The following is a 12937-nucleotide window of genomic DNA, read 5'->3' on the forward strand; positions in this document are numbered from 1 at the left end:
CATGGCTTACTACGACAGTTCCCTTGGACACCAGTTCATCAACGGCCAGCAGGTCCGCGGGCAAGGCCCGGTGCTGGAGCGCGCGAATCCAGCCACCGGAAAGAAGCTGCTGGACGTTGATACCGCGACCCTCGAGCAGGTTGAGGAAGCGGTGCAGGCCGCCGCCGAGGCCTTCAGAACCTGGTCCAGGCTCACCCCGGGCGAGCGCGCCGACCACCTGCTGGCATTCGCTCGCGAACTTGGAAAGCATGCTGATGAAATCGCCGCGGTGGAAACCGCGCAGACCGGCAAGAGCATCCGCATGTCGACCCAGTTCGATGTGCCCGGTTCCATCGACAACGTGAATTTCTTTGCTGGCGCGGCACGCAACCTGCAGGGTTTGGCCGCCGGGGACTACGCGGGCAACACCACCTCGATGGTTCGCCGTGAAGCTATCGGCGTGATCGGTTCGATCAGCCCGTGGAACTACCCACTGCAGATGGCTGCGTGGAAGGTCCTGCCAGCGATCGCGGCCGGCAACACGATTGTGCTCAAGCCCAGCGAGCTGACCCCGGGCACCTCGGTGCTCTTTGCGCGGGCCGCCAAGGATGCCGGGTTGCCGGACGGCGTGATCAATATTGTCGTTGGCGACGGACCCAGCGTTGGTTCGCCGTTGGTGCGCCACAAGCTGGTGAAGATGACATCGTTCACCGGTTCGACCGCCGTGGGCCTGAAGATCATGTCCATGGCGGCCGAGACCGGTACCCGGGTTCATCTTGAACTCGGCGGCAAGGCACCGATGGTGGTCTTCGATGATGCCGATATCGAAGCTGCCGCACACGGCGCGGTGGCCGGCTCGACGATCAATTCCGGACAGGATTGCACCGCCGCAACCCGCGCCTACGTGCATTCTTCGGTCTTTGAGCGGTTCACCAACCGGGTGGCCGAGCTGATGGATGCCATGGTGGTGGGAGATCCCACCGATCCCGGCACCGACATGGGTTCGATGATCAGCGAAGCCCACCTGCAAAAGGTTTCCTCGATGGTTGAGCGCGCCAAGGATGCCGGAGCAAAGGTACTTGCTGGCGGCCGGCAGCTTTCGGCCGATGGCTGGTTCTACCGCCCCACCCTGGTGGTGGGAGCTGCCCAGGATTCAGAGATTGTGCAGCAGGAAGTATTCGGCCCGGTCCTGGTGGCTTTGCCATTTAATACCGATGACGAGGCCATCGAATTGGCCAATGACACCCCGTATGGCCTGGCGGCGAGCGCATGGACCAAGAACGTTGACCGCGCGATGCGTGCCAGCGCCGAAATCCAGGCCGGCTGCGTGTGGATCAACGAGCATATCCTGATCGTTTCCGACATGCCGCATGGGGGCTACAAGGCTTCAGGGATGGGCAAGGATATGAGCCAGTATTCCTTCGATGAGTACACCAATGTGAAGCATGTGATGATCTCCCATGATCCTGCCGCCCATCGCGAATGGCAGGATACGGTATTCAAGCAGCGCTAGGCCCTGAAGGCTAGAGGCTGGAAAGCAGCTGGCTCAGCTTCTTCGTTGCCACCCCGGGTTCGGTGGTGGCAAAGAAGTACTGGGCCAGCTGTTTTTGCGCCCCGGCAACCGAGGACGCGGCAAGATCCGCGACGCGCTGCGCCAGTCCGTTGGCGTTGCCCAGCCGCTGGTCCAATGGCAACCCTGAATGGAGCTTGCTTTGGGGGTCCCCCGACAGCAGCAGCGGGATGTTCAGCGCTACCGCGTCATAGGCCATCGCCGAGGTATCGCAGATGGCCACGTCCGCCCACACCAAGGACTGCGCCGCGTCACTGAGCGTATCCAAGGTGGCAGCGTAGTTGCTTTTCAGGCCTACCACGGCCTTCTTTGCTTCTGCGGACACATCACCGGTCTTCGGATGAGGACGGAAACGCACTTCGAAACGCTCATCGTTGCTCAGCTGGGCAAGAATTCTTTCACCCAAGGTGGTCACCGAGGAGTACGCCATGGCTTGGGAGTCGCCTTCCCAAGTGGGTGCGTAGAGAACCCGGATCTTCTCCGAAGGACCGGGCAATTCCAGTTCGTCGAGCTGCGGGCGTCCGATCTGCACCAGATGCGTTGGGTCGAAACGGGAGATGTTCTCGGTGATGCGCTCTACCGCGGCAGCGCCAGCGACGCAGGCGAAATCGTAGGCTTTGAGTTGGTTGGAGACCATGGAGGCCTTTTCGCTTTCACCGTGGTTCAGGTGAATGTGCGCCGGTCCGTTGAATCGCAGCATCGTGAAGTTTCGCTGGGCGTTGTTCACGTAGTTGATGGATTTGGTATTCCACTCGCGCAGCTTGTTCTCGATCTGTTCCATGGAACGCGAGAACAATATCGGCAGGTTCGTCTCTGCCAGCGCCTGGCGCGCGCTCAGTGCGTCCATGAGTACCACGCCGACGTTGAGCCCCTGGGCAGCCAGTCGCTCAAAGGTACCCAGCCAGACTCCAAGTTGATAGAACTGGCCGGGCCCCTCGGCGAAGAAAAGTACATGGTCGGCTTGCTCGATTCCCCGGTCCGAGTGAGCAATCTCCGATCGAACAGACCGCTCCGCGAAGAGGGAGCGTGCTTTACCTGTCGCTTGGGTTATCTGGGAAGAGAACAATGCCATGCATTTAGTTTACGTAGGTTTAGCCGTTGATTGCGGAAGCCAAGTCGGAAATGTTGGATTCCATCCATTCGAGGTAGCTGGAATCATCCTGAATGGTTTCTGCAAAGTCAACGACAGGTACCTGTCCCCGCTCTGCGCTCTTCTTCAGCGCCTTGGTCTCGCTGCCTTCGGTTTGCACGTTGTAGGCAAGCATGTCAGCGTCGCCAGCAACGAGCTTGTCTTCAGCCTTCTTCATGGTCATCGGCGCAATGCCTTCGCCCTCTTCGATGGCTTCGCTCAGCCCTTCAGGGGTGGCATCCTCCATGCCTGCAGCTTCCAGCAAGTGGAATGGAACAGGCTCGGTCATCATGAAGCTCTTGCCATCCAGCTTGGCGGTTTCGAGCTGCTCTTCGAGCTTCCCGATCCCTTCATTGAAGGCAGCTGCATTCTGCTTGTACTGATCCGCGTTGGCAGTATCTGCCTTGGCGAAGGATTCAGCCAGCGCATCAGCAAGTTCACCCATGGAATCCAGGTCATACCAGATGTGCTCGTTGTAGCCCGCATGGTCGTGGCCCTCATGGCCGTCTTCATCAGCGTGCTGCGCATGCTCTTCAGCGCTTTCACCCTCATGGCCATCTTCATCAGCGTGCTGCGCATGCTCTTCAGCACTTTCACCCTCATGCCCGGCCTCTTCGGATTCCGCAGCTACCGGCGAGGAATCCACAGCGTGCATGAGCGTGATCTCGCCAGACTTGCTTTCTGGGAGCGAAGAAACGAGAGAGTCCATGAACTGGTCATATCCGCCGCCATTGGCAAGGACCAGGTCGGCACTGGAGATCGCAAGCTTGTCGCGTGCGGTGGGCTCGTAGGAGTGCGGATCCTGTGCGGCCGAAGTGATGATCTCGCTGACCTCCACGCTTTCTCCGCCAATGGCACGGGCGATCTGCCCGTAAACGTTCGTCGTGGTCACTACGCTTATCGCAGCAGAATCCACGTCCTTCGATTCGCTTCCTGTGGTGCTACCGCATCCGGCGAGGACCATTCCGGCAGCAGGCAGGGCGACGGCAGCTGCGAGCAGTGAGCGGTAGTTCTTCATGGGTGTCTCCATCTAAATCGGATCGCTATTGAGAACTATTCTACATTACATATGAGAATGGTTCGCACCTAGGAGTCGGAGCTCACGCTCTGCAAAGCTCGCTTGCCGTGCGCACCACCGGTGCCGGTGGCCTTCACGACCATCACTGCAATGGCGGTGGTTACCGGTATCGCCAGCACCAATCCAATGGAACCGATCAGGATTCGGATGACTTCTTCAGCCATGGCACCGGAGCCGAGGGTGACCCCGAAGCTCTGGTTGCTCAATGCCGCAATGGCCAGGACCGGCAGGGCCGCACCGGCATAGGCGAAGGCGATTGTGTATACCGTCGAAGCGATATGGTCGCGACCGATGCGCATGCCGCGGAAGAACAGTTCCCTGGCCGAGGCCTTGGGCGTGCTCTCGGCCAGTTCCCAGACGGTTGCCGACTGAGTAATCGTCACATCATTGAGCACACCCATGCCGCCAACCAGGACGCCACAGATCAGCAAACCTGGCAGGGAGATTTGCGGGGCCACCGTCGATAGGGTGATGGCCGATTCATCGTTGGCTCCAGTCAATGCGGCCGCATCGGTCAGCCAGAGCACCATTGCCGCGGTCACCGCAAGGCCAAAGAGCGTTCCCAACAGAGCCGTGGATGTTTTCGCGTTCAGCCCATGGGCGAAATACAACGCGACGAACATGATGGCGGTAGAACCGGTGAGTCCCACCAGGACCGGATTGCCGCCTTCAAGCAAGGCCGGAACCATGAAGATGATCATGAAGGCGATGCCACCGACCAGGCCGATCATCGCCCGGGTGCCACGCCATCCGGCGACCAGCACCACCACCACGCCATAGGCGATGGCCAGCAGCGCCATGGGCAAAGTGCGCACGAAGTCCACGAACACGTACGGGCTGCCGCTGGTGGTGTCCACCGCGGAGAGATCAAGGTAGCGAATGCTGTCGCCCGCGCGCGCATCTCGTGATTGCAGCATTTCCGGTGGGATTTCCAATTGGATTTCCGCGCCGCCGGATTCGGGCATCACGTAGGTGACTTGGCATTCGAGAACCTTGCCGCCGACTTCTTCCAGCCCTTGGGAAGAGGGACAGTCCTGCACTGCGCTGCGCGTGACAGTGCCAACTTCCATCGTTGCGCCACCGGTAGTATCCATGGCTCCGTTCAGGGCAAATTTGTCGTAGTTGCCTTGCGGCCACAACAAGATGACCATGACCATGGCCAGGGCGCCTATGGGCGCAAGCAGTGCCCATAAGATGATCGAGGCACGCCGCCGGCGCCGGGGATCCTGCAAAATCGGTTCGTCATGGTGATGATGGCCCACGTGGTGCTGCTCCAAATCGAAGAAGGCGAATCGTTCTTTCCAAGTGTAAGAGCTAGCCCCCTGGAGATTCGCTTGGATGCGGTCCGCGTTGCCAAGAGCAATTTGTGAACATTCAAAAGGATGACCCGATAAATCCTCCGTAAGGTTCATACCTTCAATCACCGCGGAACGGGAGAATTGAGCCATGAGCTTGCCAATGATCCTGCCACCCGTGCCGCAAGGCGCCGAGGGTGAAATGAACTATCCGTTCCATCGCCTAATGAGACGCAGTGAGAACTACCGCTGGTGGAAGCCGCTGGCGTTCACCGGCATCGGCATTGGCTTCTACCTCGCAGCATTGCTCATCGCCATCTTGGCGATGTTCATAGCATTGCTCATGAACCCACTGACGTGGGCTGCGGATAATCCTGATGAGGCTCCCGATCAGTTCCTCATGGATCCAACCCTGAATATGGCCACGGCGACGGACTTCTCGATGACCATGGTTTCCCTGATCATCATGATCCCGGCGGTCTATCTCGCCTACCTGCTCATCGGGCCCAAGCCTGTCGGCATGCTGATATCGGTCGCCGGCAAATTGCGCTGGCGCTGGTTCGGCCTGGCGCTGGGTGCCAGCGCCGTCTTATTCGCGGTGTATTTCGGGCTGAGTTTCGGCTTGGGCGCGCTGGGCATTGGCGAGTCCGCACCCGTGCCGGCGAGCAGCCTGCCCGCTGATCCGCTGTTCTATGCGCTACTGGTGATCCTCTTGACGCCCTTCCAGTGCGCAGCCGAAGAGCTCGTTTTCCGTGGTGCATTCATGCAGGTCATCGGCAGTTGGCTGAAGCATCCATTGTTTGCCATCCTGCTTCCCGTTCCCTTCTTCACCATCGGCCATCTATACGATGTCTGGGGGCTTCTCGACGTGGCAGCCTTCGCTATCGCGGCAGGCTATCTGACATGGCGCACCGGTGGACTGGAAGCAGCGATGGCAATGCACATCATCAACAACACCTTCTTGTTCTTGCTCGGCGCAGTGGGCGTAGTTGATCTGAACGCCACGGATTCCAACCCGGTTTCGCTGGTCTTCTCGGTGTGCTTCATGGCCCTGTTGACCTTCGTGCTTGTGAAGCTTGCCGACAGGAAGGGCATTGCGCGTACGGCAGGCCCGATTCCAGTAGCAGATCGCCGCCCGATGTTGCAGCCTTGGCAGATGAATCAGCCACCGATTCACCCTAGCCAGGCATACTGGGCTCCTCCGGCATATCAGCCTGGACAGCAGCAGAACTCCGATAACGGTTCAGTGGTTTCCCCGCCGGCTCCCCCGGCAGCCGACCCGTCGGACCGCTAGGCGCCAGGTAGCTGGCGCGCAAAAAACGATCCGCGCAGGATTTCCTGTGCGGATCGTTTCATTTAATGAGCTGCTCAGGATTTGGCCCAGCGCAGCAAGGCTGCGATTCCCGCACCGTCAGGGATCACCGAATCCGGTACATAACGAATGCTGGCATCGGTCAGCGCAGTTGCCCGCAGGAGCACTTCTGGAGCTGGCCATTCACCGACGACCAATTCAGCATGGTCATCTCCGTCCTGATGGGCAATCCATGGTTCCGCGCTCAAGGCGCGCAAGGTATGCTCGCTTTGGTATTGGCCAACCAGCACCATTTCGGCTTGCGCCGACTGGAGCGCAGTGACAACTTCATCGAGTCCGACAGCTAGTTGCGCTTTGCCGTTGCCGGACTGGGCAGCGATCTTCGATTCCAATTCAGCCAGGGCCTTGGCTTTCACGTCCTCTACGAGCTTAGTGATTTGGGCATCGACTTGCTTGGTGTCCGCACCCCCGGTGCGCGTATGCGAGTCGATGACTTCTACGTAATCCTTGAGCGCCACGGGAAGTGCCCCGAGCACTAGTTCACGAGCCTTGATGTCGCCGGAAAGAATGATCAGGCGGACGAAGTTCTCGTTGGACATTTCGCTGATCAGCCCGGCGACCTCATCAGCATTTCGACGAACCATCTCATCGGCGGCGGCCTGCGCCTTCGGCTGGTCATATTCGCCGGGCACCTTGCGTGCATGGTGGATTTCCTCGGGCAACCCGACAATGCCGCGGCTGCCCAGGCGTTCAGGTGACGCCGTATTGTAGAGGTGCACTTCACCTCCGTCCTTGCTGACTTCAGCTACGAGGTAGGAGAACGACCCGCCACGTGCGCGGGCTAGCGCCGTGAAGTTCGGGAACGGACCTACATCAACCGATGAAGTTTGGACCTTGAGGCCTGGGATGATTTCGTTCAGGACGACTTCGCCGTCATGAACAGCTACGAACCTTGCTACTGGTGCTCGCAGTCCTTGGGCTGGCTCCAGTGCGCCGATCAGTGCTTGGACATCGCTGGGCTGCGCCTGCTGGCTCTTGAGCAGCTTGGCTACGTCGTCCGGAAGCCGATCTGCAGCTTCTTGGGCTGCAGTGGTTCCCAACGATGCATCCACGAGAGCTGTGCTCCACGAACCATTTCTCCGATAGAGCGAAGCGTCGATTCCATTAGAATCCGCGCGTAGTGCCATGCTGACTCCCTTCCGCACGCGAGCCTTGGCCGCGGTGCGACTAGATCCGTGGCACTAACCTAACATCACTATTCAGTGGCTGGAAGAGGTAACCAGAAACTATGTCGTTGTTTGGATGAAATCAGCATGACAGCAAGTGTTTACCAGCGGCCGCGCCAGTATTGGGCGGGGAATGCCACCGGTGCTCCCAATTCCTGCGCCGAACGGTTAGCCCACTGCGGATCGCCAAGTGCAGCGCGCCCAATGCATACGCCGTCGGCCTGCCCGGTCACGACGATCTGCTCTGCCTGCACCGGCTCGGTGATGACGCCGACCGCGGTGACGAAGGCGTCCTGGGGAAGCGCTTCTTTCACTGCCTGGGCCAACGGCACCTGGTAGCCCGGACCAGACGGTCCGTTGAACTTGCCAATGCCCGCACTGGACAGGTCGAAGTGGCGCACGCCGTAGCCGTAGAGCTCCTTGGCGATCCGAACTGTGTCGGCGATGCCCCATCCATCGTCTGCCCAGTCTTCTCCCGAGAAGCGAATGCCCAAGGCCTTGTTTTCCGGCCACACGGCAGCCACTGCATTGATGACTTCACGCAGGTATCGAGTGCGGTTCTCGAAGCTGCCGCCGTATTCGTCGGTGCGCTTATTGGACAGCGGCGACAGGAATTGGTGCACCAGGTAGCCGTGCGCGGCATGGATCTGGATCAGGTCGAATCCTGCCGCGTCGGCACGCTTGGCCGCAGCAGCCCAGTCCTGCACCGATGCCTGGAGCTGTTCCACGCTCATCTCGGTGGCGGGCTTGAGGCCATAGAGCTCGCTAGGCGAGGAAGTGAAGGTTTCCCAGCCGCCTTCTTCCTCGCTGATGCTGCCAGATTTTCCGGCCACTTCAAGATCCTTGAGCCAGCCATAGGTCGATGCCTTGGCTCCAGCGTGCGCCAGCTGCACACCGGCAGCTGCCCCATGGGAGCGGATGTACTGGGCAATCGGCTTCCAGGCTTCGGCCTGCTCATCATTCCACAGGCCCGTATCGCGATCCGAGATCCTGCCTTCAGCTGCCACCGCTGTTGCTTCGGCGATCACCAGGGAGTAGCCGCCGTGGGCCATGGAGCCCAGGTGCGCCAAGTGCCAGGTCGTTGGAACGCCGTCGCGTTTTTCCACGGAATACTGGCACATCGGCGGAAGGACCACGCGGTTGCGAAGCTTCAGGCCTTCGCCGCTTCTGGCCGGGACGGTAATTTCAGTAAAGAGCTTGCTTTGAGGCATACCTGTTACGACACTGGGGTGCGCGGATTTATTCCGCGCACCCAAGCGCTACTGCAAACTATCCAAGAATCAGCACGGCCACCGACAGATAGACGATCAGCCCGGCGGCATCCACGAAGGTTGAAATGAAGGGGTTGGAAAATACCGCAGGATCAACCTTGAAGAACTTTCCGATGATCGGCATCACCCCGCCGACCGCGGCGGCAATGCTGCACAGTGCCACAAGGCTGATGCCTATCACCAGTCCGATGCGCGGTTCGAAAATGATCCCGGCCAGGACCAGCGCAATGGCGCCCAGGCACAGTCCCAAGACCGCTCCAATTCGCACCTCGCGCATCAGCACCCGCCAAAAGTCGCTGCCCCGCACATCCCCCATGGCCAGCGCACGGGTTACGGTGGTCGCCGCCTGGTTGCCGGTGTTCCCGCCAATGCCCACAATCAAGGGGATGAACAAGCTGAGCACCACCATCGACTCCAGTGTCTGCTCGAAACTGGACAGCACCTTGACGGTCAAGGTCGCTCCGATAGCCAGGACCAGCAGCCAGATGACGCGGGCCTTCACCAGCTGGCGCAGTGGCGTACCCAGATACGGGCGGAAGAGCGGATCCGCTCCGGCACTGTACGCTGTGCGGCGCTCTTCGGCATCCTCAAGGATCCCGATCGCCATGGGCAAGGTCAGCACTCCCAGCAGGCGATCTTCCCGATCAAGCACCGGGAGCACCCCAGCCTTCCGGTCCACAGCTTCCCGTGCCGCGTTCGTCTCCGGCTCGCAGGCTTGGACGCTGGGGCTCTGGGTGCACAGGTCCGCGACCATTGTCGTGCCCGGCTCGGTGAGCAGCTCGCTAAGCTTGATGGTGCCAAGCAGCCGGCGTTCATCATCGATCACCAGGATGTGCTGGGTATTCTCGCAGTTCCCGAGGCGTGCGCTGATGCGTTCCAGGGTTTCGGCCACAGACAGCTGCGGGTGGGTGGCGATGAAATCCGGGGACATCGCCCTGCCGGCGCTTGATTCCGGGTAGCCCAGCAGGATTCCGGTTTCTTGGCGTTTGGCCTTCGATAGTCCTGCCAGCAGTTTTGTTGCCACGATCGCCGGCAGTTCATCGAGCAGCGCTACCCGTCCCGCGGCGGAGAGCTGTGCGAAGGCATCGATGACGTTCTCTGACTGCAGCGCCCGAACTAGTTCGGCTTGCACCGGGGCGTCGAGTTCTTGGAAGACCAGTACCGCGGCTTGCTTGTCGAGCAGACGGTAGGCCAGGGCAGCTTCGGTGGCGTCCAGCGCTTCGAGGTGCTCGATGGTCTCGGCGGTTTGCAGTCCGCCCAGCAGCCTTGCCGCCAGGTGGAATTCTGCGTGATTGAGATGGGAGCGCAAGGCTCGTGAAATAGTAGAGAAGTCTACCTTTTCTGGAGAAAACATGATTTTGGTCCAAATGGTTCATTTGGCGCAGGAATACGAGCCTGCCAGCAACTTCTCACCGCTTAATCGCCCCATGAATACAGGGAGATAAATCAGTCAGTATTTGCGTGCAGGACCTGGCGCCGGTGACATGTACAAGAGTCACGAACTCGTTGGGATCCCATGGCAGGATGCTGCCCGATTCGGCTGATTCGGCTACGAGCGTCCGGTGAGTTCGTGTGCATAGATCGACTAGAACTGTCTTCCACGACGCTCACCTCCTGGAACTGGTTTGCGCTAACGCGCATTGGGCCTAGTCCCAGTTGTATCAGCAAAGGCTGAGGATTGCCCGTTTTGGGGGCCAAGATCACTTTTAAAAAAGTTCGGGAGGCCTGCAGTGCAGGCCTCCCGAGCTTGGTCAAGCGGTGCTAGGAAATCAGCATTCCACCACGTTGACGGCCAAGCCGCCCATCGCAGTTTCCTTGTACTTGTCGCTCATGTCCTTGCCGGTTTCGCGCATGGTGATGATGACTTCATCCAAGGTGACGTGGTGTTCGCCGTCGCCCATCAGCGCCATTTTCGCCGCGTTCACTGCCTTGGAAGCAGCAATGGCGTTGCGTTCGATGCAAGGGATCTGGACCAGTCCGCCGATCGGGTCGCAGGTCAGGCCAAGGTTGTGTTCCATGGCGATTTCCGCTGCGTTCTCTACCTGCGCTGGGGTGCCGCCAAGAATTTCGGCCAGTCCGCCTGCAGCCATGGATGATGCCGAACCGACTTCGCCCTGGCAGCCGACCTCGGCGCCGGAGATCGATGCCTGCTCCTTGTACAGCACGCCGACGGCGCCGGCGGTGAGCAGGAAGCGTACGACAGCGTCGTGCTTTTCCTCTTCATTCCAGTACTTTGCGCCCGGCGCGTAGTGGGTGGCGTAGAACAGCACGGCCGGGATGATGCCCGCTGCACCGTTGGTTGGCGCGGTGACAACGCGTCCGCCGGAGGCGTTCTCCTCATTGACCGCCAGCGCAACGAGGTTGATCCATTCCTGCCAGTAGACCGGATCCCGGTCCTTATCTTCCTTGCGCAGGCGTTCATGCCATTCCGGTGCACGGCGGCGAACCTTCAGGCCGCCGGGCAGCACGCCGGTGCGTTCCAGCGCGGACTCCTTGCAGTCTTCCATCACTTCGTAGATGTGGACCAGGCCACTGCGGATCTCGTCGCGGGACCGGTAGGCCATTTCGTTGGCCATCATGATGTCGGCAATGGACAGGCCGGTTTCCTTCACATGCTCCAGCAGCTTGGCTGCGGTGGTGAAGGGGTAGGGCTGCTTATTCAGCTTCGCTTCGAGGTTCTTCTCGATGCGGTCTTCGGCGCCTTCGCGCACGATGAAGCCGCCGCCTACGGAGAAGAAGGTCTCGTTGGCGATTTCGTTGCCGTCAGCGTCGAGGGCAATGAACTTCACGCCGTTGGTGTGGCGCGGCAGTACGGTGAGCGGGTGCTGGATCATGTCTTCGACCTTGTAGTTCAGGTCCTTGCGCTGATTCAGCTGTTCAGCCAGGTGGAGGATTCCAGTAGCCTCCATGTCCGCCAGGCGGTCATCGACCTGTGCCGGCAGCACGGTTTCAGGTTCGAACCCTTCAAGCCCCAGCATGATGGCAGTGAAGGTGCCGTGACCGCGTCCGGTAGCGGCCAGGGATCCGTAGACATCAACACGGATATTTTCCAGTGCTTCCAATTGGCCTTCTCGGATTACTTGGGCAATGAATGCGTGTGCTGCACGCATTGGTCCCACGGTGTGGCTGGAAGAAGGTCCGATGCCAACCGAGAAAAGATCGAATACGCTAACCGCCATAGCGGGTCACATCCTTAGAACTTGGGTAATCCGAGAGCTTCTGCCCCGGACCTGTGGAGTGTGTTTCCAGAGACTTCCAGCCACCGCTTGTACTGCTGCGGCGCCAGGACCTCTGGATGTTGAAAGACCGCGGGCCCGAAAAGCGAATAATTCCACCTTCCGGGCCCCCATCTTACTCAGATGATGTTACTCGGAAACCTTAGCCAGTTCCGGGTACAGCGGGTGGGCCTGCGCAAGCTGCAAAACACGTTCCTTCAACTCCGGCAACGCTGCGGTATTGCCCTCAGCACCAGCAATCAACGCCTGCGCAATAATCTCCGCAACCTCGCCAAAAGCAGCCTCAGAGAAACCACGCGTCGCCAACGCCGGAGTACCAATACGCAACCCCGACGTCACCATCGGCGGGCGCGGATCAAACGGAACCGAGTTGCGGTTCACCGTGATCTCCACCTGCGCCAGCAAATCCTCCGCCTGCTGTCCGTCCAACTCGCTGTTACGCAGGTCAACCAGCACCATGTGAACATCGGTGCCACCAGTCAGCACGCTGATGCCCTTGGCAACAACATCAGCCTGGGTCAGGCGCTCAGCCAAAATCTTCGCCCCAGCCAACGTCCGCTCCTGGCGCTCCTTGAACTCTGGCGAAGCGGCAATCTTGAACGCCACCGCCTTGCCAGCGATCACGTGCTCCAACGGACCACCCTGCTGGCCAGGGAACACCGCAGAATTCAGCTTCTTCGCGATCTCCGCATCGTTCGAGAGAATAATGCCGCCACGCGGACCGGCAAGGGTCTTGTGGGTCGTGGAGGTCACTACGTGAGCGTGCGGAACTGGCGATGGGTGCAGACCGGTCGCCACCAAACCAGCAAAGTGCGCCATGTCCACGAACAGGTACGCGCCA

The 12937-nt window shown here is 59.9% G+C and carries 9 protein-coding genes and 1 pseudogene; 2 read left to right on the top strand and 8 right to left on the bottom strand.

Annotated elements, in window-relative coordinates; all coding sequences use genetic code 11:
* The first annotated feature begins 1 nt into the window (after nt 1).
* Nucleotides 2–1492: a gamma-aminobutyraldehyde dehydrogenase gene (locus tag ACRDT3_RS12210; RefSeq protein WP_431493231.1), complete on the top strand. Its 1491-nt coding sequence runs from the start codon at nt 2–4 to the stop codon at nt 1490–1492.
* 10 nt (nt 1493–1502) lie between these two features.
* Here the strand turns inward: ACRDT3_RS12210 and ACRDT3_RS12215 are convergent, their stop codons facing one another.
* The 3 genes from ACRDT3_RS12215 to ACRDT3_RS12225 form a co-directional block, all read right to left on the bottom strand.
* A complete protein-coding gene (locus tag ACRDT3_RS12215; protein ID WP_431493232.1) occupies nt 1503–2621 on the bottom strand; it encodes a CDP-glycerol glycerophosphotransferase family protein in 1119 nt (372 codons plus the stop codon).
* 19 nt (nt 2622–2640) lie between these two features.
* The gene (locus tag ACRDT3_RS12220) at nt 2641–3696 is read right to left on the bottom strand and encodes a metal ABC transporter solute-binding protein, Zn/Mn family (RefSeq protein ID WP_431493233.1); all 1056 of its coding nucleotides are present in this window, start codon (nt 3694–3696) and stop codon (nt 2641–2643) included.
* Between the two features lie 68 nt (nt 3697–3764).
* Nucleotides 3765–5018, bottom strand: coding sequence for a YibE/F family protein (locus ACRDT3_RS12225; RefSeq protein ID WP_431493234.1), 1254 nt, complete (start codon nt 5016–5018; stop codon nt 3765–3767).
* Between the two features lie 184 nt (nt 5019–5202).
* On the opposite strand from ACRDT3_RS12225, the gene ACRDT3_RS12230 reads away from it, so the two are divergent.
* Nucleotides 5203–6345, top strand: a complete 1143-nt coding sequence (locus tag ACRDT3_RS12230) for a CPBP family intramembrane glutamic endopeptidase (RefSeq protein WP_431493235.1) — start codon at nt 5203–5205, stop codon at nt 6343–6345.
* Nucleotides 6346–6419: 74 nt separating this feature from the next.
* Here the strand turns inward: ACRDT3_RS12230 and ACRDT3_RS12235 are convergent, their stop codons facing one another.
* The 5 genes and pseudogenes from ACRDT3_RS12235 to ACRDT3_RS12255 all read right to left on the bottom strand — a co-directional run.
* Nucleotides 6420–7550 (bottom strand): hypothetical protein, encoded by a 1131-nt coding sequence (locus ACRDT3_RS12235; protein ID WP_431493236.1) that lies wholly within the window; start codon nt 7548–7550, stop codon nt 6420–6422.
* Between the two features lie 140 nt (nt 7551–7690).
* Nucleotides 7691–8800, bottom strand: a complete 1110-nt coding sequence (locus ACRDT3_RS12240) for an NADH:flavin oxidoreductase/NADH oxidase (protein ID WP_431493237.1) — start codon at nt 8798–8800, stop codon at nt 7691–7693.
* A 58-nt stretch (nt 8801–8858) separates the two neighbouring features.
* On the bottom strand, nt 8859–10214 hold the full coding sequence (mgtE, locus tag ACRDT3_RS12245; RefSeq protein WP_431493238.1) for a magnesium transporter: 1356 nt from the start codon (nt 10212–10214) through the stop codon (nt 8859–8861).
* A 415-nt stretch (nt 10215–10629) separates the two neighbouring features.
* Nucleotides 10630–12039, bottom strand: coding sequence for an L-serine ammonia-lyase (locus tag ACRDT3_RS12250; RefSeq protein WP_431493239.1), 1410 nt, complete (start codon nt 12037–12039; stop codon nt 10630–10632).
* Nucleotides 12040–12225: 186 nt separating this feature from the next.
* Nucleotides 12226–12937 (bottom strand): annotated as a pseudogene (locus ACRDT3_RS12255) (serine hydroxymethyltransferase); the annotation flags it as partial.

This window comes from Glutamicibacter sp. (assembly GCF_050701915.1).
Taxonomy (GTDB): Bacteria; Actinomycetota; Actinomycetes; order Actinomycetales; family Micrococcaceae; genus Glutamicibacter.